Origin of the sequence: Oxalobacter paeniformigenes, from assembly GCF_027158465.1 — a bacterium.
GTDB lineage: Bacteria > Pseudomonadota > Gammaproteobacteria > Burkholderiales > Burkholderiaceae_D > Oxalobacter > Oxalobacter paeniformigenes.
On sequence record NZ_JAMKYL010000003.1, the window covers coordinates 1 to 21,830 of the forward strand.

The following is a 21,830-nucleotide window of genomic DNA, read 5'->3' on the forward strand; positions in this document are numbered from 1 at the left end:
CCTGACGGTCGAAGGTACTTCCACACTGAAGGGTGATGCAACCATCGCATCGAATGCCGGTGCAAATGCCACGATTGGCAACAATACGGGGGTAGTCGGTGTAACAGGAAGTGAAGTCAATATCAATACAGGCGCTGGTGCGGGTTCAACCAGCATTGGCAGTGCATCCAATGGTAATGCTGTAACGATTGCATCAGGTACATCCGTTATCAAGGCCGAAAATGGTGCCAATACCATAGTCGGGCAAACCAATGTCATGAACGGTTCCGAAAGCAACCTGATTACCAGTCAGCAGAATACTGTGGAAGGCAACAGGAACGTCATCGCGGCAACTGGAGAAAACGCATCGAATACGATGATAGTCGGAGATGGCGGCAACAATATCATCACGGCTACTGGAACCGGTAACAATACCATGTCGGTAGAGAATGGTACTAATACCATTACTGCTACTGGACAGGGAAGCAATGTCATTACATCGGCAACCAACAATACACTGAATGCGGCTCAGGATAACATCATTTCCGCAGGTAACCACAATCAGATTGTATCGGCCGGTGATAATACGATGAGTGCAGGTATCAAAAATACTATTACTGCTGTCGGCAATAATAATATGACCGTAACAGGGGATAATGGCAGCAATAACATCGTTGCCAGCGGCGTCAATGGTTCCAATAACCTGACTGCAACGAATAATACGATTACCAGTACTGGAACGACTACAATTCGGAATGCTGAAACGAATGCAACCAGTGCCATTGTTGTCAACCAGATCGGTGCCGATGCCGGTATTGAAATGGTTGGTGAAGGAACCGCAACAGGTATGTCACTGAAAGGCACGGTCCGTGGCCAGACCGCCAGCTTGGCTTTGTCAGGCACAAATGTCAGTCTGCAAAATTCAAATCTGACGGGATTGAATGTTGATAGCAACAGGACGATGCTTAGTGGCGGTACAAATGCAGCGACAGGCTCGAAGATTACACTGGCAGATAATAATGCATCGGTTATGACTTCAGGTGGTAATGGTATGTGGGCCAATGCCAACAGTGCTGCTTTGACTGGAGGAGGCAATAAGTTGACCATGAACAGTGGTGGAGCGCATTTCTCCAACGGTAGCGGTGGTCCGGTCAAGGTTACCGGTGTGGCTGACGGTACGTCACGCTATGATGCAGTGAACTATGGTCAGTTGCAGGACGTGGAAAAATTAGCCTCTCGTGGTATCGCAGCTGTTACAGCTATGGCCAATATTCCACAAGTTGACCACGGCAAGACCTTTTCGGTTGGTGCTGGTGTAGGTAGCTATAATGGCTATCAGGCTCTTGCTATCGGTGCAAGCGGTCGAGTCATGGATGACTGGATTCTCAAGGCGTCTGTTGGTTCGTCTGAGAACGGTCATGTTGCATTTGGCGGTGGTGTCTCTTATTCTTGGTAAGAACAAAGGAAAAATTTGGAGCTAATGAGGCTGGCAGCAGAAAAGGCTGCCAGCTTTTTTCATATACGGAAAAAGAAATGAAGAAACTATGGTGTGGAATATGGATATGTCTCATATGTACGTTATTGATACCGCTAGCGGGAGCACAGCAGAAAAAGACGTCTCTTTCTCGGGAAACACCGAAAATGCGATTTCTTGGCAAGTTCGACGCAGGTGTTCCGAATGCAGGTATATATAAGATGTATGATGCATCGGATGATGTTGTGTGTTATATCCTGATGCCAGATTTGCCGGTAACGCGGCAAATCACACAGGGCCTCATGTATGAGGGAAACTCGATAGGTGCGATCAGTTGTGTGAAGGTGAAAGTGCATGTCGTTCCGATGAGGGAAAGATAAAGGGAGCGCCCAGTCAGTTTTTTCACTAACGACAGGAATATGGAAAACCCGATGGCGGAAACCACCGGGTTGTTCGTACAGTTACTGGACGATCATGTCGAGGATATAGGCATCACTTGCCGGAACCGGTGCATTCGGTACCTTATAACGTTTGATGCGGAGGATGTGGCCGGTGCCTTCCTGATGACGGTATCCCTCGATATTCGTGGCGAAGACACGCCATGCACTCGTGCCTGTCATGACGCCATTATTGTCGTAATAAACATCACGCACCTGAAAGCAGGTTTTGCCTGTAACGGCATTTTGATCACATTCGATGGTGTTTGCCGCGATTTCCATGAAGATGGTTTCACCAGCGTTGCCGTAACGAGTGGCTGCAGTCGGCGTTCCGGAAAAAGTCAGGTTGGTTCCGTCTTCAAATCCGAGTTTCATGACCGGTGATGCTGACAGATACAGTTCAATGCTGGCAGGTTGTTGCAGCTGGGCGGTGACTTTTTGTTCCAGTGCATTCAGTTGCGGGGTACACAGCATTTTCGTCGAGATCATATTGGAGAAAGTGACCGTATTGCCGTTGAGCAGATAGGTTCCGTTCATGAGGTTGCATGCGTTGGATATTGAAAAACGGTCAGTCTTGAAGTCGATACGGACGGGTTTTTCATTCTGGACAAACCATGCATCGAGCCGGTTGCCCTGGCGGTCGGTCGCATCGCTCAGTTGCCAGTGGAAGGCATTCAGCGCGTCGATAGCTTGCGAGAGCGGCGGATTCGATCCGGATGCGACCGGATTCTGGGCGCATCCGGCCAGAAAGAACGGAATGGTCAACAGGGTCAAGAGGTATCGTTTCATGTTTTTCTCCGTAGATGGTTTTTTCCGAATGCAAGCGGTTTGGAGGATGGTTTTCCTTTCCGGAAAGATATCATCCGGTTCGTCGCAGCGCATATGGCAAACGGATTTTCAGCCTTGTGCACGCTAGTGTTAAGAACTGGCGTAACACAAGTATATGACTGCCCGAATTCGGGACAGTTCGTTTTTTCTCAGGAATTCTGTAAAACCGGGCGAATTTGTCGAATCAGGTTGATGATCGGCAAAGTCGCAGGGGACAAGATGTATCCGACGCCGTATTACGGCCACTGTCATTTTTTGCCGATCAGCATGAGGTTGACTGGGTATTCTTCCGTTTTCAGTTTCAGTTCCTGACGCAATGCGTTTTCGTTCATGGTAATGACGAAACGTCCCTCGATGCCGAGCGATGCTGCCGCCAGATAGATATTCTGCGTCATGGCACCGGCAGCAATGTCGGCATATTCCCGGGCGGTTCCGTCCTGTCCCACGAAAACGAGTACGACGGGTGATTCACCGACAATGCGCTGTGGTCCGGCATTACGACGGACGTCATGGCTCGAGATTTCTTCAAGGCGGTTTTTCTGCCAGTCGTACCGGTATGTGCCGCTATCCATCAGCACGTAAATGGTGTTATAGGGCGCACGGTGCATGGCAAAAGGTACGGTCCATCCGTTTCCGTTCCGGTTTTGTCCGGTCGCTGCCCATAGCAGGTTGGACAGTTCCTGCATGGTGATGCTTTTGAGCGGAAAATCGGATGGCAATGCCGAATGGCGTGCATTCAGAACGGTGAATATACCTTCACCGCCTTGTGTCACCGGAGCAGGCAGTGCGATGTCCGCACCCGCCGCTGTGCTGGAAATTGCCAGTGCTGCCAGCAGGCCAAGACAGGTTTTGCCGAAGGTTGGCATGGTTTGCAGTTCCTATTTGATGACACGGATGACATCACGGCGACGGTGTGGTGTCGTGGGATGCTCTGCAGCGTAACCGAGCGCGACACCGAATTGGGGAGTGTATCCCTCGGGAATACCCAGATCGCGCAGCAGGGTGGCAGCCACGCCCGGGTCTTCGAAAGCCATGGTGAAGCTGGCGAGGTAACACGAACCCAGTCCAAGGGAACTGGCGGCGACGCACATGTTTTGTGCGGCGTTTGCACAGTCTATTCGTGCGTTACGGGATTCATTGCCGGAAATAATGATCAGGGTTGGCGCATTGTAAAAAGGGGAAAATTCCGGATCGAGCGCCTTTTCGCGGTTGCGTTCATTATCCGATTTGAGCATGGTATCGCATGCTGCATCGCGCAGTCTTTTCAGAAGTTCCTTGTTCTGGACGGCGGTAAGATACCATGCCTGCATGTTTCTGGATGTGGCGGCATAGATGCCGGCTTCAAGAATCCAGTTAAGATCGCGGTCTGGAATCTGCTGGGGTTTGTAGGCACGGATGCTCCGTCTGGCAAGCATGGCGCTGATCGTGTCGTTCATGGAGTTCTCCTCGAAGAATTAGGCTCGGATGACTGTTTGCGTAACCGCAATGTTTGTCGGTTATTAGAACACTGTTTATGGGCAATGTAAACGTGATTGTCAGTCTGTTGCAGAGATCGTGACGGGCCGGGCGGCGGTGTTCCATGGCAATGGTTTCGTACGGCAGTCATCAAAGATATCGAGAGTCTTGTCGTAGGTATTCGATCTGATTTCCATAAGAGCGAGCAGGGTATGGAACAGGTTGTCGTGAGACCAGGTTTTGTCTGTTGCTTGCCGTGCGATACAGCCGTAGTTGAGATGGTCGAGCTTTTGCATGGTGTCGGACATCCACAGGACCATGGGAACTTTTTTCTGTTCTTCCGGAGCGATGGAATAAGGAAGGCCATGGAGATAGATATTGTTTTCGCCAAGCGATTCACCATGGTCGGAGATGTAAAGCAGGCCGGATTCCAGATGCGGGAATTTTTTGAGGATACCGATGGCGTTTGAGACGACATAGTCGGTATAAAGGATAGTGTTGTCGTAGGTGTTGATGATTTCCTCGCGGGTACAGTTCTGGAGATCGGAAGTGTCACAGGTTGGCCTGAATTTTCGGAAAGTTTCGGGGTAACGTTTGTAATATGTCGGGCCGTGGCTGCCGATGGTGTGCAGGACGATGAAAGTGTCTTTTTTGACGTTGGCGATATATTCCTCGAGGTTGTCGAGAAGGATTTCATCGAAGCAGCTTTGTCCGTCGCAGTAGCGTGGGTCACCGCTTTTGTAAACCTTTCGAGTGGGGACACGATTGCAGACTTCCTTGCAACCGTCGTCATTTTCCAGCCAGAGGACGTTGAAGCCCGTTTGCTGGAGGAGATCCATCAGATTTTCCGTGTATCTGGCATTGTCGGCATGGAAGTGTTCCCGTGTCATATTGGAGAACATGCAGGGTACTGAGGTGGCGGTTGCGGTGCCGCAGGAATAGACATCCTGAAAGGCGATGACGTTTTCTTTGGAGAGCAAGGGATTGGTGTCGCGCGGATAGCCGTTCAGTGAAAAGTTGGCGGCACGTGCTGTTTCACCGACGACAAGAATGAATACGGCAGGCACCGAGCCTTCGTATGGCATCAGTTTGGCTGATGCATCCAGGCGCCGGAGTTGCTTGTCAACCAGTGAACGGATATGCAAGTATCGTCCGGTAGCGTAGATTGTACTGATCGGATTGATGAGCCGGTGCGTATCCTGATGGTTGCGTCCGAAGGAAGCATATTCCTTGAAAAAAAGGGCTGCGATCATTCCGGTTGTGATGAGACAACCGGTTATGGCAAACAGGCGGCTTTTGCATTCGGTACGGAAGGACTGGTAATCGATGCGGGTCACTGTCAGACATATAGCGGGCAGAACACCGCCAACGATGACCCAGAGAATGAACCGCAGGGTCATGAGATCAAGTGCTTCGCGTGTATTGGTTTCAAAAACGTTTCTGATCATGCCAGAGTCGATGAAAATGCCGTATTCGAACATGAAGTAGTTGGTCGCGCTGGCGATGAACAGCAGCAGGATCAGGACTGGTTTGGCAAGGTACGGTATCAGAAGGAGATTGAAGAGCAGATAGAGTGCAGTGAAGATGACGATGGGAATGCTGATGCCGAAAAAGAATGTGGCAGTATCTGCTACCGTCAGGTGGCGAAGAATGTAGCGCCACAGTGACAGATTCAGCACGGTCGTGAAATACAGGGCGCTGATGACCGTGAGCCACCGGCTGTCGAGGTGGATGCGGTATGCAGTGAATCCAAAGGAGAAGTGTTTTGCCATGTGGGTCGAGTTCGGTTCGGGATTGGGGATATTGTCGAGATGAAACAGTCAAATCCCGATGAACTGTATGTGAACGGATCGTTAACCGCTTGATGTTCGTCAGGGCTTCGTGCGAGCAGATGGTGGTCCGGTAGCGGGTGTTCAGGTGGGAATAAAAGCGCAGGTATGCAATGACAGTCATGCGCTTCGATGAAGCATCCGCAAGAGTGCAGGGATATGTGTTGCCGTGATGGTAAACGGCAATGAAAAAGGCCACGTTATGAAACGTGGCCTTTGGTGTTCTTGGTGGGTTGTGAGCGACTCGAACGCTCGACCTACGGATTAAGAGTCCGCAGCTCTACCAACTGAGCTAACAACCCGACAGGACTGAAATTATAGCAGCAAATTTCCGGATGGGTAAGTATTGTTAGTTTTTTTCTTGCCGACGATGCTTTTTTTATACAGTTTGCGTTGTCTGTCCGGCTCGATGGGTGATCCCTCTGGAAAGAATGGTGCGCAAATGTGAAACGGCGCGGGACTTTACAAGGTAGCGGGGTTCGACGGATGGTTGTGCTGTTTGCACTTTTTCGGTGCGTTTTGTTCGCGATCAGTGATTCTTGTCGTTGTTTTGCAGGTTTTCGGGGCGTTTCCGCCTGCCGATGGTCTGCAAGCGGGGTATTGCCGGATGGAAAAAGTTGGCATGGTCTGTGCTTTATAAGGGATACGGAAATTGTTTTGCAGGGCAAAGGCAAGTGATTTGGGTCTTTGTCCGGATTCGACGGTTTTTCAGTATCCACAAGGGGGACGAGATGAAATTGATCAGTGCCATTATCAAGCCGTTCAAGCTCGATGAAGTCAGGGAAGCGCTGGCTGCGATCGGTATTCAGGGAATGACGGTGACGGATGTCCGCGGTTTCGGACGGCAAAAAGGACATACGGAGTTGTATCGCGGTGCGGAGTATGTTGTTGATTTTTTGCCGAAAGTCAAGATCGAGGTGGCGGTGTCCGACAGGTATCTCGATCAGGTGATCGAGGCGGTTTGCCAGTCTGCTTCGACGGGAAAAATCGGGGATGGCAAGCTGTTCGTCGTCGATCTGGAACAGGCGGTGAGAATCCGTACCGGCGAAACCGGTGAAGAGGCTTTGTGAACAGGAGGCACATTATGAGAAAGAGCGTATTGGCAGCAATGGCTTTGGCTGGCACAGGAATGTGCCGTATGGCTTGCGCACAGGATGCTGCCGGGGATACGGCCGCTGCGGCGGCTTCTGCACTGAGTGCCGGTGATACGGCATGGATGATGACTTCGACGTTGCTGGTGTTGATGATGGTGGTACCCGGACTGGCGCTGTTTTACGGCGGACTGGCACGAACGAAGAATATGTTGTCTGTGCTGATGCAGGTATTTGTGACGTTTTCACTGATTACGGTGTTGTGGTTTCTGTATGGATATTCGCTGGCGTTTTCAGGTGAAGGCGCAATTGTCGGAGATTTCGGCAAGGTGTTCATGAACGGGGTGACGCAGAATTCCATGTCGGTGACCTTGCCGACAATTCCTGAATATGTCTTTTCGGCATTCCAGGGGTCGTTCGCCTGTATTACGGCGGCGCTGATTGTCGGGGCTTTTGCGGAACGGATCAAGTTCGGTGCGGTGATGGCGTTTATGGCGATCTGGTTTACGTTCAGTTATGTTCCGATGGCTCATATCATCTGGGGCGGCGGTTTTCTGGCAGAAGATGGCGCACTGGATTTCGCAGGCGGAACGGTCGTGCATATCAATGCCGGTATCGCGGGTCTGGTCGGTGCATGGTTGATCGGCAAGCGGCTCGGTTACGGGCGTGAAGCGTTCATGCCGCATTCGCTGACGTTAACGATGGTGGGCGCTTCCCTGTTGTGGATCGGCTGGTTCGGTTTCAACGCAGGTTCTGCAGGTGCCGCCAACGGTCTGGCGGGGATGGCTTTCGTCAATACGGTTGTCGCTACGGCCGCTGCGACATTGTCCTGGCTGATGGGCGAGGTCTTTACCCGTGGCAAGCCGTCCATGCTGGGTGCGGCTTCCGGGGCGGTTGCCGGTCTGGTGACGATTACGCCGGCTGCGGGATTCGCAGGTCCGATGGGATCGCTTGTAATGGGGCTGATCGCCGGTCCGGTTTGCCTGTGGGGCGTGACCGGTCTGAAAAGACTCCTGAAGGTCGATGATGCGTTCGACTCTTTCGGTGTGCATGGTCTTGGCGGTATCGTCGGTGCGATTCTGACTGGGGTCGTGGTTTCTCCGGCATTGGGTGGTACCGGTCTGGCAAGTGGTGAATATTCGATGCTCATGCAGGTCTGGATTCAGGTCAAGAGCGTGCTGGTGACGATGCTCTGGTCCGCTGTCGTGTCGTTTGTGGCGTACAAGCTGATCGGCATGGTCTGGGGATTGCGTGTTTCGGAAGACGAGGAACGCGATGGTCTCGACAAGACGTCTCACGGGGAATCGGCTTATCATTACTGATCGCATCTGCATGCAATTTGTGATGTGTACGAAAAAGCCCGGCATAATGCCGGGCTTTTTCATGTTGTTGTGCAAGGATGTCTCTTGCACACGGGCAGGTGTTTTACTGGCTGTTTTTGTTTCCGATGGATTCGAGGAGCATCGAATTCATCCGTTTGACGAAAGCGGCAGGATCCTGCAAGGTACCGCCTTCGGCCAGAACGGCCTGATCGAACAACAGGTTGGTCCAGTCGTCGAAACGGGCGCTTTCATATTTGAGTGCCTGGACAATCGGATGGTTCGGGTTGATTTCCAAAATCGGTTTCATGTTGGGCACTTTCTGTCCAGCGGCTTTCAGCATGCGCTGGAGATTGCTGGAGAGGTCATTTTCATCTGCAATCAGGCATGACGGCGAGTCGGTCAGACGTACCGTAACCCGGACGTCCTTGACCTTGTTGCCCAGAACGGTTTTCATTTTTTCAAGGGTTTCCTTGAATCCTGCCTGGTTTTCCTCGTTCTGTTTCTTTTCGGCCTCATCGGCGAGCTTGAGCAGATCAAGGTCTCCTTGTGCAACGGAAACAAGGTTCTTTTCATTGTATTCCTGAAGGAATGAGAGCATCCATTCATCGACACGATCGGTCAGGATCAGTACTTCGATACCTTTCTTGCGGAAGATTTCCAGATGCGGACTGTTTTTGGCGGCCGTGTAGTTTTCCGCAGTGATGTAGAAAATACGTACCTGGTTTTCTTTCATGCGGGAGATGTAGTCATCCAGCGAAACGTTCTGGATATCGCTGTCGTTGTGCGTGGATGCAAAACGCAGCAGTTTGGCGATTCGTTCCTTGTTGGTCGGATCTTCACCGATACCTTCTTTGAGGACCTGGCCGAACTGTTTCCAGAAAGTGGCATACTGTTCCTGTTTTGCCGGATCGTCGGATTGTGCCAGTTCTTCGAGCATCGAAAGGACGCGGCGCGTGGAACCTTCACGGATCATTCTGACGTCGCGTGATTCCTGAAGAATTTCACGCGAGACGTTCAGCGGCAGATCGTTGGAGTCGATGACGCCACGGACGAATCGCAGATAGACAGGCATGAGTTGTTCCGCGTCATCCATGATGAATACGCGCTTGATATAGAGCTTGATGCCGCCTCGTTTGTTTCTGTCCCACAGATCGAACGGCGCTTCTTTCGGAATGTAGAGCAGCTGGTTGTATTCCGTACGGCCTTCAACCTTGTTGTGTGTCCAGATGAGCGGGTCGTTGAAGTCGTGGGAGATGTGCTTGTAGAATTCGCGGTACTGCTCGTCGGTGATGTCGTTTTTGTTTCGGGTCCACAGGGCGTTTGCCTGGTTGACGGTCTCCAGTTCGGTACCGGTCTTCATGGCCTTGGTTTCGCTGTCCCATTCTTCCTTGAGCATCTGGATCGGCAGCGAGATATGGTCGGAATATTTCCGGATGATGGCTTTCAGGCGCCAGTTGGTCAGAAAATCGTCTTCACCTTCACGCAAGTGCAGGGTGATATCGGTACCACGTGAGGATTTTTCGATGTTTTCGATCGTGAAGTCGCCTTCTCCGGTCGATTCCCAGCGGATTCCCTGATTGGCCGGCAAACCGGCCCTGCGCGATTCGACCGTGATTTTGTCGGCGACGATGAAGCCCGAGTAAAAACCGACACCGAATTGGCCGATCAGCGCATCGTTTTTCTTCTGGTCGCTCGAGAGACGGGCGATGAATTCCTTGGTACCGGATTTGGCGATGGTGCCGAGGTTGGCGACCGCTTCTTCACGGCTCATACCGATACCGTTATCGGAGATGGTGATGGTTCGTGCTTCCGGATTGAAGAAGATGCGGATTTTCAGGTCAGGATCGTGTTCCTGCAATTCGGGTTTGTCCAGCGCTTCGTAACGGAGCCTGTCGATAGCATCCGATGCGTTGGAAATCAGTTCGCGCAGAAAGATTTCCTTGTTGGAGTAAAGCGAATGGATCATCAGTTGCAAAAGTTGTTTGACTTCTGCCTGAAAACCCATAGTCTGTTTTTCTGTTTCTGCCATTTGTTTTCCCTCGTGGAAATCATAAGTCATGTAAATGAAACCTATGTATGGGTTATACCTGATATTTCAAGTGGGATAAAGTGGCGTGACGGGATTCAGCTGCCAGCGGCAAGACGGTTTTTCCACTATGTCCGGATACTTGCGGTATGACGGTATGTAACACCTGGTGGCGTGTTGTGCTGGCAAGGTTGTGGTTGTCATGATGGTGTGCCGTTTTCAGGGCGGAAGGTGACAGTGAAGGTTGTGCCAGCACCCGGTCGGCTTTCCATGGTGATTTGCCAGTCGAGGACATTGCAGATGCGGGAGGCGATGGACAGGCCGAGTCCATATCCGGCTGTTTCCTGCCTGCGCCCCGATTCGCCACGGTATCCTGTGTCGAAGATGCGTTCTTTTTCGGCGGCCGAGATGCCGGATCCGGTGTCGATGACGGAGAAAGCGTGTGGTTCAAGAACGATTCTGACATGGCCATGGGCGGTATAGCGGATGGCGTTGAAAACAAGGTTGTTCAGTACCGAGGCTAGCAGTATGGCATTGTATTTTTCCGTATGTGGCGCGCCATGTCGTTCGATGATGAGTTGCAAGCCCCTTGCTTCGGCTTCATGGCGCCAGACAGGTTCGTTTTCTTCGATGATGTCGGCGATTTCTGCGATTTTTTCGGCGTGTGTCGTGTCATGGCGTACCAGATTGAGGAATACGCCGACCAGTTCTTTCATTCGACGGACGGTGCGGCTGGCACGCTGGAGGATTTGCCGTTCATGCAAATCGAGGTTTTTCGATTGTTCCAGCAGTTCGATGGACGTGCTGATGACGGTCAGCGGGGTACGCAGCTCGTGACTGACTTCGGAGACGAATTGACGTTCGCTGATGAGCAGCTGGTGCAGCCGGTCGGTGGTGATCTGGAAACTTTCCGCCAGTTCGCCGATTTCGTTTTGCGCCCATTGTCCGGAGAACGATCCTGCTTCGAGCCGGCCTTCTTTCAGGGCGCGGTTGAGTCGCCGTGTTTCGTCGAGCAGCAGGTCCATCGGCCGGAACGACCGTCTCGCTATCCAGAAGCCAAGTACGAGCGTAACGAGTACGATGGCCGACAACAGTGCAATGCCTTCGATAAACAGTTGCCGTTCCCAGTTCTCGAATTCGTATTGCGACCGGGTCAGGACATATTTTTTCCCGTCCACGACGCTGACGAAGATGTGCAAGTCTTCGCCGTCGGTGTATTCGCTGTATCCGCTTGGCAGGTTGCGGAAGCGTTCCGGAATTTCGTAAATGGCATCGTGTTCGATATAGAGATGGGAAAAAGAATCGAGTTCAGGGGGATTGCCGTTGGACAAATCGTCCTGGATGGTTTCCATCAGCATGCTTTCCATGGTGGAAGTCATCAGCTGTGCTTCGGCTTCCAAGAGGATGAAGATCATGCAGCAGCTGTAGATGAGGCCGATGACGAGCGCTGTTGCCGCATAAACGGCGACGATACGTGCCTTGATCGAACCGGTAAGCAGCCGTTTCCACCATGGGATGCTTGTGATGTTCACGACCGTTATTCCCGCAATGTCCAGCCGAATCCGGGAACGGTTTTGATCAGGGATTTGTCAAAGGGGGCATCGATGACGGCACGCAGGTTGTGGATGTGTGTCCGCAAGCTGTCGCTGTCGGGCCTGTCGTCTCCCCAGAGTTCATGTTCCATTTCATCACGTGTTACGACAGACGGACTTTTGTGCATGAGCATCCGCAATATTTTGAACATCATGGGATTGAGCCGGATGGGGTTTCCGGCGCGCATGACAGTGAGTTCGTCCAGATTCATGACGATGTCGGCAACCTGGAGAATATGGCTTGCCGGACGTTTGCCACGTCGCAAAATCGCGCCGATGCGCAGTTCCAGCTCGGCCAGTGAAAACGGTTTGACAAGATAGTCGTCCGCTCCGGTAGAAAGTCCTTCTATTCTGTCGGCAACAGTATCTTTTGCGCTTAAAAACAGCACCGACGTTTCGTTGCCGCGTGCGCGCAGTTCACGGCACAGGCTGATGCCATCCATACCGGGCAGCATGATATCCAGTACGATGATATCGAATTGCTGCATGGTCAAAAGGGCCAACGCTTTCAGACCGTCATCGGTATTGTCCGTCTGATGGCCTTTTGCTTCGAGAAAATCCACAAGATTGTAGCGAATGTCCTGATTGTCTTCGATGATGAGGATTTTTGCCATGTTGCACCGGATGTTGATGGTTGGTGACAGGTGTCTGTTGGGAACAGCGATTTTGTCCATGCCGTTTTGCCGTTGCACTGTGTGGTGCACAGAACAGGTGTGCGGTCAGGATGAAGTATGATTGCAATGATACATTGCCTTCAGGAAAGAAAAAATGTTTTTCCGGTTTATGGTGGTTTGCATGGGCCGTTTTCCCGTTTGCCGGTGCCGGAGCCGGAGATGTCGCTGACGGAATATGAGGCCGGTCTATGTCTGCCGATGGAAGCCTGTCGGGATCAAGGCGTTTCACTGGCGGTTTTACGGCGCTATAATGGGCAAAAACATTTCTATTTTTGATTTCCCCATGAAGTATTCAGACAGAATCCTCAATACTCCTTCGTCTTTCATCCGCGATATTCTGAAAGTGCTTGATGCGCCGGATATCATTTCGTTTGCGGGGGGGTTGCCCAATCCGGTGTCTTTTCCGATCGATGCATTGAAAGATGCGATCGACGGGGCGATACGCAAGAACGGCAGCAAGCTGTTCCAGTATTCGACGACGGAAGGTTATCTTCCTCTGCGCGAATTGATTGCGGAGAAATACCGCAAAAAATTCGGTCTGGATGTCCGGCCGGAAGATATTCTGATAACAAATGGTTCGCAGCAGGCACTGGAACTGATCGGTACGGTGTTGCTCGACAAGGGCGACAAGGTGTTGATGGAAGAACCGGGGTATCTGGGAGCGATCCAGGCGTTTTCACTGAGTGAACCGGAATTTCTGTCGGTGACGTTGCAGGATGACGGACTGGATGTGGACAAGCTTGAGGATGTGCTGAAACGTCATCCGGTAAAACTGATTTACAGTGTGCCGAATTTCCAGAATCCGACCGGGCTGACGTATTCGATGGAAAAACGCAAGGCGATCCGCGAGCTGGTATCGAAATACGATCTGGCGTTTATCGAGGACGATCCGTATGGAGAATTGCGGTTCCGCGGCGAATCACTGCCGTATATCGGGGCGGGTTATCTGGAAAACAGCATTTTGCTGGGATCGTTTTCCAAGACGGTCACGCCAGGTATGCGACTGGGCTTCCTGATTACGAAAAACGCACAGCTGATGCGCTATCTGGTGACGGCCAAACAGGGCAGCGATCTGCATACCAACATTTTCACGCAGTATGCGATTTGCGAATATCTGCTGAACAATCCGTACGAGGAACATGTCAGGAAAATCGTGGAATTGTACCGGTCGCAAGCAACTGCCATGCTTGATGCCATGGGGCGTTATTTTCCTGATACGGTGTCTTATACGAAGCCAGATGGCGGGATGTTCATCTGGGCGACACTGCCGGAAGGTCAGGCCGCGATGGATTTGTTTCCGAAGGCGATGGAACAGAAAGTGGCGTTTGTGCCTGGTGATCCCTTCTATGTCTCGCGAAGGGGGGTCAACACCATGCGACTCAATTATACGAATGCAACGCCGGAAATCATCACAGAAGGTATCAGGCGGTTGGGTAGTATCCTGTAAACGATTGCAGGTATGGCGAAAAAAAGCGCGGACAGGATTCCGCGCTTTTTTGTAGGCAATCAATCAGACCGGACTGAGCCAGTGGGCGTATTTCGGATTTTTGCCGGATACGGCATCGAAAAAGAGTGATTGTATTTTTTCGGTGACCGGACCGCGTGAACCGCTGCCGATCTGTCGGTTGTCCACTTCGCGGATCGGGGTGATTTCCGCGGCGGTACCGCTGAAAAAGACTTCGTCAGCGCAATAGACTTCATCACGGGTGATGCGTTTTTCGATGACTTCGATGCCGGCGTCTTTTGCCAGGGTAATGACGGAATCGCGGGTGATGCCGTCCAGACAGCTGGCCAGATCCGGGGTGTAGAGTTTGCCGTTTTTGACGATGAACACGTTTTCACCGGAACCTTCGGAAACGAAGCCTTCGGTATCGAGCAGCATGGCTTCATCGTAGCCATCGGCCGTAGCTTCCTGATTGGCCAGAATGGAGTTGATGTAATAGCCGGATGCCTTGGCACGTACCAGTGAAACATTGACGTGATGACGGCTGAAAGACGAAATTTTTACACGAATACCCCGGCTCATGCCGTCTTCACCGAGGTATGCACCCCAGGTCCATGCGGCGATGGCTGTATGGATGGTGTTGTTGCGTGCAGAAATACCCAATGCCTCGGAGCCGATCCAGATGATGGGGCGGATGTAGCCGGTTTCCAGCCGGTTTTCACGGATGACCTGTTTTTGGGCTTCCATGAGGGTGTCCATATCATATGGGACATTCATCTGGAAGATTTTGGCTGAGTTGAGCAACCGTTTCGTGTGTTCGACAAGGCGAAAAATGACGGTTCCCTTGTCGGTCTTGTAGGCGCGAACGCCCTCGAATACGGACATGCCGTAATGCAGGGAGTGTGTCAGTACATGAATTTTCGCGTTGCGCCAGTCGGTCAACTTTCCGTCCATCCAGATTTTTCCATCACGGTCGTCCATCGGTGACATGTGTTTTCTCCTGAAAATGCCGGTCAAAAATTTTATTTTAATCGAATATAGGAGGGCTGGAACCGGTTTGTACGGAGTGATCCGGAATTTGTGACTTTTTGAAGGTTGTCGGGAGCGCTTGTGTTCCTGCGGCATGGTTATTGGGGGGCAAGGTACGGTAAAATAGCGGCATTCCTTCACTTAATGACGATATGCCATGCAAGCAGATTTTTCTTACAAACGTTTGACCGATCTCGTGGATAAGGGCGAATTGCAGGGAAAACGCGTTTTTATCCGTTCCGATTTGAATGTGCCTCGCGATGCCAATGGCAATATTACCGAGGATACACGTATCCGTGCGTCGATTCCTGCAATCGAGGCTGCGTTGAAAGGCGGTGCGGCTGTGATGGTGACGTCCCACCTCGGCCGTCCGAAGGAGGGGGTATTCTCGCCAGCAGAATCACTTGATGGCGTGGCCAAACGCATGTCCGAATTGCTGGGGCGGCCGGTTACGCTCAAACGTGACTGGGTCGATGGTGTGGATGTCGCGCCCGGTCAGGTCGTTTTGCTGGAAAACGCACGTTTCAATACGGGCGAAAAGAAAAACAGCGATGAGTTGTCGAAAAAAATGGCGGCCTTGTGCGACGTATATGTCAATGATGCATTCGGTACGGCACATCGTGCGGAAGCGACGACTTACGGGATCGCACAATATGCACCGGTAGCCTGTGCCGGTCCGTTGCTGGCCAGCGAACTCGATGCGCTTTCGCGGGCACTGGACAATCCTGCACGTCCGATGATGGCGATTGTGGGTGGCGCGAAAGTGTCCGGCAAGCTTGAAGTGCTGAAAACACTGGCTGACAAGGTAGATAATCTGATCGTCGGTGGCGGTATCGCCAATACGTTTTTGCTGGCTGCCGGTTTTCCGGTCGGAAAATCGCTGATCGAGGAAGAACTGGTCGGTGAGGCGAAAGCGATCATGTCCAAAATGCAGGCGCGCAATGCATCCGTGCCGTTGCCGGTCGATGTGGTTTGCGCCAAAGAGTTTGCTGCCAGTGCTCAGGCAACCGTCAAGAAGGTATCGGATGTCGAACCGGATGACATGATTCTGGATATCGGTCCGGAAACGGCGAAAAGTTATGCTGAATTGATCGCGAAAGCGAAAACCGTGGTCTGGAATGGGCCGGTTGGTGTATTCGAGTTCGAACAGTTCGGCGGCGGCACGAAAGCGGTTGCACAGGCGATAGCCGATTCCGATGCTTATTCACTGGCAGGTGGCGGTGATACGCTGGCTGCGATAGCCAAATACAATATCGCCGACAAGATCGGTTATATCTCTACGGGGGGCGGCGCTTTCCTGGAATTTATGGAAGGCAAGGTTTTGCCAGCCGTCGGAATTCTGATGCAACGTGCCGGTTAAAATTCAATCAAGGAGAAACAGATGTCTATTGTATCCATGCGTCAATTGCTGGATCATGCCGCTGAAAACGGCTATGGGTTGCCTGCGTTCAATGTCAACAATCTGGAGCAGGTCAGGGCAATCATGGAAGCGGCGGCCGAAGTGGATTCGCCGGTGATCATGCAGGCGTCAGCAGGTGCGCGGCGTTATGCGGGCGAACCTTTCCTCCGTCATCTGATCGAGGCCGCAGTCGAGGCATATCCGGATATTCCTGTCGTCATGCATCAGGATCACGGACAGTCGCCGGCGGTTTGCATGACAGCGATCCGTTCCGGTTTCAGTTCCGTCATGATGGACGGCTCGCTCATGCCTGACGGCAAGACAGCTGCATCGTATGCGTACAATGTGGATGTGACCAAGCAGGTCGTCGCTTTTTCGCATGCGGTCGGGATTACCGTCGAAGCCGAACTGGGAGTGCTGGGTTCGCTTGAAACGATGAAGGCGGACAAGGAAGACGGCATTGGCGCCGAAGGCAAGATGACCCGCGAACAGTTGTTGACCGATCCGGATCAGGCGGTGGATTTCGTCAAGGAAACACAATGCGATGCACTGGCTATCGCTATCGGTACATCTCATGGCGCATACAAGTTCACACGCAAGCCCACAGGCGATATTCTGGCGATCGACCGTCTGAAGGAAATTCATGCGCGCTTGCCGAATACGCATCTGGTCATGCATGGTTCGTCGTCGGTACCGCAGGAGTTGTTGGCCGTTATCCGTGAATATGGTGGCGATATCCGTGAAACCTACGGAGTACCTGTCGAGGAATTGCAGGAAGGGATCAAGTTCGGCGTTCGCAAGATCAATATCGATACGGATATCAGACTGTCGATGACGGCTGCCATCCGGCGTTATATGGTACAGAATCCGTCCCATTTTGATCCGCGCGAATATCTGAAGGCTGCCAAGGAAGAAGCCAAGAAACTGTGTATGTCGCGTTATATCGCGTTCGGCAGTGCAGGACAGGCTTCGAAGATCAAGCCGGTGCCGCTGGAAAAGATGGCGGAACGATATAAAAAAGGCGAACTTTCCCAAATCGTGAAATAATATTGTTTTTTTTTAAGGTTACGCAATGGCAGGTGCGTCCGGAATCGGTCGCACCTGTGTTGTTTTGATGGTTGCTTTTGAAAATCGGATACAACATGTCAGAAAACAATCAGGAAGAAAAGCTGGTCGGTATTGTGATGGGTTCCACATCCGACTGGGATGTCATGAAAGAAGCGGCTAAGATGTGCCGCGATTTCGGGGTTTCGTTCGAGGCGCGCGCCTTGTCGGCTCACCGGACACCGGATGAACTGGGTGAATGGATTGCGAATATGGAAAAACGCGGTTGCAAGGCATTTATCGCCGGTGCGGGCGGTGCCGCGCATTTGGCAGGTGTCGTTGCGTCGCATACAATTTTGCCGACTTTCGGTGTTCCGATTCCGTCCAAGTATATGAAAGGGCTGGATTCGCTGCTGGCGACCGTACAGATGCCGAAAGGTATTCCGGTTTCCACGCTGGCGATCGGTGAGGCCGGTGCAGCCAATGCCGCGCTGGCGGTCATTGCGATGCTGGCGATCAACAATAGCGAACTGAAAGACAAACTGATTGAATTCCGTGCCAAACAGTCTGAAAAGGTTCGCAAGGCAACGTTGCCCGAACTGGATTGATGGGAGGTAGTTATGCCAGGTTTGATGAAAACCGATATCAAGTCCCTGCCGTTTTTGCATCGCGGCAAGGTCAGGGATATTTATGCGGTAGGCGATGACAAGATGCTGGTTGTCCAGACGGATCGTCTGTCTGCGTTCGATGTGATTATGGAAGATCCGATTCCGGGAAAAGGCAGGATTCTGACGGCGATGTCGAATTTCTGGTTCAAAAAATTCGGCCATCTCATGCCGAACCATATGACGGATATCGATCCGGAATCGCTGGTCGCACCGGAAGAACGCGAACAGGTCAGAGGTCGTGCCGTTGTGGTCAAGAAATTCAAACCGCTGCCGATCGAAGCGATCGTGCGCGGCTATATCATCGGGACGGGCTGGAAGGATTACCAGAAGACCGGTACGGTTTGCGGAATCCGTTTGCCGGAAGGTCTCAAGGAAGCGCAAAAGTTGCCTGAAGTGATTTTCACGCCATCGACCAAGGCAGCTGTCGGTGAACATGACCAGAATATTTCATTTGAAAAAATGAAAGAAATCGTGGGGGCCGATATTGCAGAAAAGGTACGTGATCTGGCGATTTCATTGTACAAGGCCGCAGCCGATTTCGCGGAAAGCCGGGGTATCCTGATTGCGGATACGAAGTTCGAGTTCGGAACTGACGACAAGGGCAATGTCTATCTCATTGACGAAATCCTGACGCCGGATTCTTCACGTTTCTGGCCTGCCGCCAGCTATGAAGTCGGCATGTCGCCCCCGTCATTCGACAAACAGTATGTCCGTGACTGGCTGGAAGCGCAGCCATGGGACAAGAAAGCACCAGCTCCTCGTTTGCCGGAAGAAGTCGCACAAAAAACGACGGAAAAATATAACGAGGCATTGCGCCTGTTGACGGCCTGATGGTGTGATGAAACCTGTGGATGATATTCAGGAAGCGGCACGGATTCTGGAGTCCGGGCGTCTGGTGGCGTTTCCGACAGAAACGGTTTATGGTCTGGGAGGCGACGCGGAGAATCCGGCTGCCGTGGCGTCGATTTTCGCGTTGAAGAACAGGCCGGCCGATCATCCCCTTATCGTGCATGTCGCACCTGAGGCGGATATCGGATACTGGGCAGCGCACGTACCCGATGAGGCAGTCTCGTTGATGAAGGCTTTTTGGCCGGGCCCATTGACCCTGATTTTAAAGCGTGCAGCACATATTCCGCCGGATGTCGCGGGCGGACAGGATTCCGTCGGCCTGCGTTGTCCATCACATCCGGTGGCGCAGGCGTTGTTACGTGCATTCAGACAGGGCAAGGGTGGAGTCGCGGCACCATCGGCCAACCGCTTTGGACATGTCAGCCCGACGACGGCACAGCATGTCCGCGACGAGTTCGGTGAAGATGCAAGGCTGGGCATGATCCTTGATGGTGGACAGAGCGAGGTCGGTATCGAGTCGACGATTCTGGATTTGTCGCGTGTGGATTCCGTCGGGCCGGTATTGCTGCGTCCTGGCAAGATCGGTGCATCGCAGATCGCGGATGTGATCGGGGTAATGCCCAAGGCACCGGATGGCACAGCGCCACGTGCTTCCGGCACACTGGCTTCCCATTATGCTCCGGGTACACCGGTTGCGATCGTTCCGTCAAAGCGCCTTTTTCAAACGCTGGAATTACTGGAAAACCATCATCGCAAGGTCGCACTGCTCCATTTTTCGTTGTTGCCTGCCGAACGAAAGATAGCGCTGGCTGGCGAAGTCAGTTTGTATTGTTCGCCGGATATCTATGCGCATCAGCTGTATGTTGCGCTTCGGAATCTTGATATGGTCGGTGCGGATGTGTTGATTGTCGAAGAAACACCGCAAGGTGAGACATGGAAAGGAGTGAATGACCGTTTGAGGCGGGCAGCCTATAATGGTCAGGGTGTTGTGGAACGCCTGATTGCTTCAGAATGAAATACATGAATCCATCGCCGCCTGCATGGCGGACGATGGAAGCGTAATCCGGTAATCAGACCATCGGGATCAGGTCAGGGTAAACAACCGGCTGGGTCTTGGGGGGCAGCTGTTCTTTTTTCACCTTGTAGATCAGTACCGGAATCGGGCTGGCGGTTACGACTTGTGCCGCAACGCTGCCGAGCAGCATTTTTTCCCAACCTGCACGACCTCTGGATGCCATATAGATCAGGTCGCATCCGTTCTTTTCGGCTGCAGATACGATATACAGTGCCGGCGAGTTTGAGATATAGGCCTGTTCTGTCAGTTTGACGCCGGCTGCGGTAGCCGCTTCACGAACAGGTGTCATGAATTCCTTGGCAGCTCCCTTGACTGCACGTTCATATTCGGCATCAGTCGGCCAATGATTGTCCGTTTTGGCATGAGCAAAATCGAAAACGGCAGCCTGGTTTTCACCGGCTACGAAGATGCATACTACTTCAGCGCCTACTTTTTTGGCGAGTTCGATACCTTCCATGGCTGCCTGTGTCGCCAGAGCGGAACCGTCAGTAGGAATCAGTATTTTCTTGAACATGATGTATTCTCCCTTTGAAGACCGGTTATGAAACAGGATTGTCAGTACAGCGATATCGGGAATTAACGAGCTTGAATCGTCAATATGAATTTTATTCTTATGCAATTTTGATATAACGTCAACGTCTGATGTACTGTTTTTTATATAATGAATACGATGATGTTATAAGAAATCGTTAAAAAACATATAGTTGCGTCAGTAGCATTTTTAGACGGCATGTTTGCAACAACGCGTTATGACAGGCAGACATCGGGACGGGCCGGATAATGTAATGTCCGATTTGACACAGGAAGGATTTTTCCAGGCAACAAATTTATGCCTGATTGCAAACAGCAGTCAAGGAAAAGAATGGCGTTGCGCCAGGGGAAGATTTTATGATTCTGTGGGGTGCACAGGTTCCGGATGGAACGGTTTGCGTTTCCGGAACCTGTGCAGGGCAGCAGGTCTTGCCACTTAAACTTTTTGGGCTTGTGGCAAGGACATGAAGCAGGGTTATTCAGCCGGGGTGTAATCCATGTAGTTGGGTGGCAGACCTTCTTTTTTGACTTTGTAGACCAGAACAGGAATCGGGCTGGAAGCAATGACCTTGGCGGCAACGCTACCCAGGAGTACTTTTTCCCAGCCGGTACGTCCGCGCGATGCCATGAAAATCAGGTCGCATCCGTTCTTTTCGGCTGCAGCGATGATGGATGCCGATGGTGACTTGGAGATATAGGTTTCTTCGCTGAATTTGACGCCGGATGCTTTGGCTGCATCACGAATTGCCGTCATGAATACTTTGGAAGTATCGGTTACAGCCTGCTTGTATTCTTCGTCTGTCGGCCAGTGCGATTCCGGTTTGACGTGGGAGAAATCGAAAACTGCGGCCTGGTTTTCACCAGCGACAAAAACGCAAATCACTTCTGCTCCTGCCATTTTGGCATAATCGATGCCTTCAAGTGCTGCCTGGGTTGCCAGTGCAGAGCCATCGGTAGGGATCAGTATTTTCTTGAACATAAGGTATTCTCCCTGAATGATCGGTTGTAAAACACAAAAACATCGACAGATGATTTTCCGCAAATGTTTTGCCTTGGACATAAACCGCTCTGGATAAGCGGATAC

General features: G+C 51.9%; 19 protein-coding genes and 1 tRNA gene. 9 read left to right on the top strand and 11 right to left on the bottom strand.

The genetic code is table 11. The features are described 5' to 3' along the window. A partial coding sequence (locus NAI64_RS04980) for a YadA family autotransporter adhesin (protein WP_269298397.1) occupies positions 1–1,435 on the top strand: 1,435 nt, incomplete at its 5' end. A 479-nt stretch (positions 1,436–1,914) separates the two neighbouring features. Here the strand turns inward: NAI64_RS04980 and NAI64_RS04985 are convergent. The 5 genes from NAI64_RS04985 to NAI64_RS05005 all read right to left on the bottom strand — a co-directional run bounded on the left by NAI64_RS04985 (position 1,915) and on the right by NAI64_RS05005 (position 6,304). Next, positions 1,915–2,679: an META and DUF4377 domain-containing protein gene (locus NAI64_RS04985; protein WP_269298398.1), complete on the bottom strand. Its 765-nt coding sequence runs from the start codon at positions 2,677–2,679 to the stop codon at positions 1,915–1,917. Positions 2,680–2,966: 287 nt separating this feature from the next. Beyond that, on the bottom strand, positions 2,967–3,584 hold the full coding sequence (locus NAI64_RS04990; protein ID WP_269298400.1) for a nitroreductase family protein: 618 nt from the start codon (positions 3,582–3,584) through the stop codon (positions 2,967–2,969). Positions 3,585–3,596: 12 nt separating this feature from the next. Continuing rightward, complete coding sequence (locus tag NAI64_RS04995) at positions 3,597–4,154, bottom strand: nitroreductase family protein (protein WP_269298402.1); 558 nt, start codon at positions 4,152–4,154, stop codon at positions 3,597–3,599. Positions 4,155–4,253: 99 nt separating this feature from the next. Further along, positions 4,254–5,945 (bottom strand): phosphoethanolamine transferase, encoded by a 1,692-nt coding sequence (locus tag NAI64_RS05000; RefSeq protein ID WP_269298404.1) that lies wholly within the window; start codon positions 5,943–5,945, stop codon positions 4,254–4,256. Positions 5,946–6,228: 283 nt separating this feature from the next. Then, positions 6,229–6,304: transfer RNA gene (locus NAI64_RS05005), tRNA-Lys, on the bottom strand. 429 nt (positions 6,305–6,733) lie between these two features. Between NAI64_RS05005 and glnK the strand changes: the two genes are divergently transcribed. Together glnK and NAI64_RS05015 are read left to right on the top strand one after the other, a co-directional pair. After that, positions 6,734–7,072, top strand: a complete 339-nt coding sequence (gene glnK, locus NAI64_RS05010; protein WP_269298406.1) for a P-II family nitrogen regulator — start codon at positions 6,734–6,736, stop codon at positions 7,070–7,072. Between the two features lie 14 nt (positions 7,073–7,086). Then, positions 7,087–8,415, top strand: a complete 1,329-nt coding sequence (locus tag NAI64_RS05015) for an ammonium transporter (protein WP_269298408.1) — start codon at positions 7,087–7,089, stop codon at positions 8,413–8,415. A gap of 103 nt (positions 8,416–8,518) precedes the next feature. Here the strand turns inward: NAI64_RS05015 and htpG are convergent, their stop codons facing one another. The 3 genes from htpG to NAI64_RS05030 all read right to left on the bottom strand — a co-directional run bounded on the left by htpG (position 8,519) and on the right by NAI64_RS05030 (position 12,647). Continuing rightward, positions 8,519–10,444 carry a molecular chaperone HtpG gene (gene htpG / locus NAI64_RS05020; RefSeq protein WP_269298409.1) on the bottom strand — a complete coding sequence of 642 codons (1,926 nt, stop codon included), beginning with the start codon at positions 10,442–10,444 and terminating at the stop codon, positions 8,519–8,521. 197 nt (positions 10,445–10,641) lie between these two features. Then, on the bottom strand, positions 10,642–11,973 hold the full coding sequence (locus tag NAI64_RS05025; protein WP_269298411.1) for a sensor histidine kinase: 1,332 nt from the start codon (positions 11,971–11,973) through the stop codon (positions 10,642–10,644). A 5-nt stretch (positions 11,974–11,978) separates the two neighbouring features. After that, complete coding sequence (locus NAI64_RS05030; protein WP_269298413.1) at positions 11,979–12,647, bottom strand: response regulator transcription factor; 669 nt, start codon at positions 12,645–12,647, stop codon at positions 11,979–11,981. A 343-nt stretch (positions 12,648–12,990) separates the two neighbouring features. On the opposite strand from NAI64_RS05030, the gene NAI64_RS05035 reads away from it, so the two are divergent. Further along, on the top strand, positions 12,991–14,154 hold the full coding sequence (locus NAI64_RS05035) for an aminotransferase-like domain-containing protein (protein WP_269298415.1): 1,164 nt from the start codon (positions 12,991–12,993) through the stop codon (positions 14,152–14,154). A gap of 63 nt (positions 14,155–14,217) precedes the next feature. Here NAI64_RS05035 and NAI64_RS05040 read toward each other — a convergent pair whose 3' ends face one another. Continuing rightward, a complete protein-coding gene (locus tag NAI64_RS05040) occupies positions 14,218–15,141 on the bottom strand; it encodes a branched-chain amino acid transaminase (RefSeq protein WP_269298417.1) in 924 nt (307 codons plus the stop codon). Positions 15,142–15,337: 196 nt separating this feature from the next. Here NAI64_RS05040 and NAI64_RS05045 point away from each other — a divergent pair, with 196 nt between their 5' ends. The 5 genes from NAI64_RS05045 (at position 15,338) to NAI64_RS05065 (ending at position 20,155) form a co-directional block, all read left to right on the top strand. Then, positions 15,338–16,540, top strand: a complete 1,203-nt coding sequence (locus NAI64_RS05045; RefSeq protein WP_269298419.1) for a phosphoglycerate kinase — start codon at positions 15,338–15,340, stop codon at positions 16,538–16,540. A gap of 21 nt (positions 16,541–16,561) precedes the next feature. Further along, positions 16,562–17,626 carry a class II fructose-bisphosphate aldolase gene (fba, locus tag NAI64_RS05050; protein ID WP_269298421.1) on the top strand — a complete coding sequence of 355 codons (1,065 nt, stop codon included), beginning with the start codon at positions 16,562–16,564 and terminating at the stop codon, positions 17,624–17,626. 95 nt (positions 17,627–17,721) lie between these two features. Then, positions 17,722–18,231: a 5-(carboxyamino)imidazole ribonucleotide mutase gene (purE, locus tag NAI64_RS05055; protein ID WP_269298423.1), complete on the top strand. Its 510-nt coding sequence runs from the start codon at positions 17,722–17,724 to the stop codon at positions 18,229–18,231. A gap of 12 nt (positions 18,232–18,243) precedes the next feature. Then, a complete protein-coding gene (locus tag NAI64_RS05060; protein WP_269298425.1) occupies positions 18,244–19,122 on the top strand; it encodes a phosphoribosylaminoimidazolesuccinocarboxamide synthase in 879 nt (292 codons plus the stop codon). 7 nt (positions 19,123–19,129) lie between these two features. Next, entirely contained in the window at positions 19,130–20,155 is a 1,026-nt protein-coding gene (locus tag NAI64_RS05065) for an L-threonylcarbamoyladenylate synthase (protein WP_269298427.1), read from the top strand. A gap of 55 nt (positions 20,156–20,210) precedes the next feature. On the opposite strand, the gene NAI64_RS05070 is transcribed toward NAI64_RS05065, so the two are convergent. Further along, a complete protein-coding gene (locus tag NAI64_RS05070; RefSeq protein ID WP_269298429.1) occupies positions 20,211–20,729 on the bottom strand; it encodes a universal stress protein in 519 nt (172 codons plus the stop codon). Positions 20,730–21,221: 492 nt separating this feature from the next. Continuing rightward, positions 21,222–21,725 carry a universal stress protein gene (locus tag NAI64_RS05075; RefSeq protein ID WP_269298431.1) on the bottom strand — a complete coding sequence of 168 codons (504 nt, stop codon included), beginning with the start codon at positions 21,723–21,725 and terminating at the stop codon, positions 21,222–21,224. Positions 21,726–21,830 lie beyond the last annotated feature (105 nt).

Bases quoted from the DNA above. Each gene is read 5' to 3' on its own strand.
- NAI64_RS05040 (WP_269298417.1), bottom strand. From the start codon at position 15,141: ATGTCACCGATGGACGACCGTGATGGAAAAATCTGGATGGACGGAAAG.
- NAI64_RS05015 (WP_269298408.1), top strand. From the start codon at position 7,087: ATGAGAAAGAGCGTATTGGCAGCAATGGCTTTGGCTGGCACAGGAATG.
- NAI64_RS05035 (WP_269298415.1), top strand. From the start codon at position 12,991: ATGAAGTATTCAGACAGAATCCTCAATACTCCTTCGTCTTTCATCCGC.
- NAI64_RS05075 (WP_269298431.1), bottom strand. From the start codon at position 21,725: ATGTTCAAGAAAATACTGATCCCTACCGATGGCTCTGCACTGGCAACC.
- NAI64_RS04995 (WP_269298402.1), bottom strand. From the start codon at position 4,154: ATGAACGACACGATCAGCGCCATGCTTGCCAGACGGAGCATCCGTGCC.
- NAI64_RS04985 (WP_269298398.1), bottom strand. From the start codon at position 2,679: ATGAAACGATACCTCTTGACCCTGTTGACCATTCCGTTCTTTCTGGCC.
- purE (WP_269298423.1), top strand. From the start codon at position 17,722: ATGTCAGAAAACAATCAGGAAGAAAAGCTGGTCGGTATTGTGATGGGT.
- NAI64_RS05045 (WP_269298419.1), top strand. From the start codon at position 15,338: ATGCAAGCAGATTTTTCTTACAAACGTTTGACCGATCTCGTGGATAAG.
- htpG (WP_269298409.1), bottom strand. From the start codon at position 10,444: ATGGCAGAAACAGAAAAACAGACTATGGGTTTTCAGGCAGAAGTCAAA.
- NAI64_RS05000 (WP_269298404.1), bottom strand. From the start codon at position 5,945: ATGGCAAAACACTTCTCCTTTGGATTCACTGCATACCGCATCCACCTC.
- NAI64_RS05065 (WP_269298427.1), top strand. From the start codon at position 19,130: ATGAAACCTGTGGATGATATTCAGGAAGCGGCACGGATTCTGGAGTCC.
- NAI64_RS04990 (WP_269298400.1), bottom strand. From the start codon at position 3,584: ATGCCAACCTTCGGCAAAACCTGTCTTGGCCTGCTGGCAGCACTGGCA.
- fba (WP_269298421.1), top strand. From the start codon at position 16,562: ATGTCTATTGTATCCATGCGTCAATTGCTGGATCATGCCGCTGAAAAC.
- NAI64_RS05070 (WP_269298429.1), bottom strand. From the start codon at position 20,729: ATGTTCAAGAAAATACTGATTCCTACTGACGGTTCCGCTCTGGCGACA.
- NAI64_RS05060 (WP_269298425.1), top strand. From the start codon at position 18,244: ATGCCAGGTTTGATGAAAACCGATATCAAGTCCCTGCCGTTTTTGCAT.
- glnK (WP_269298406.1), top strand. From the start codon at position 6,734: ATGAAATTGATCAGTGCCATTATCAAGCCGTTCAAGCTCGATGAAGTC.
- NAI64_RS05030 (WP_269298413.1), bottom strand. From the start codon at position 12,647: ATGGCAAAAATCCTCATCATCGAAGACAATCAGGACATTCGCTACAAT.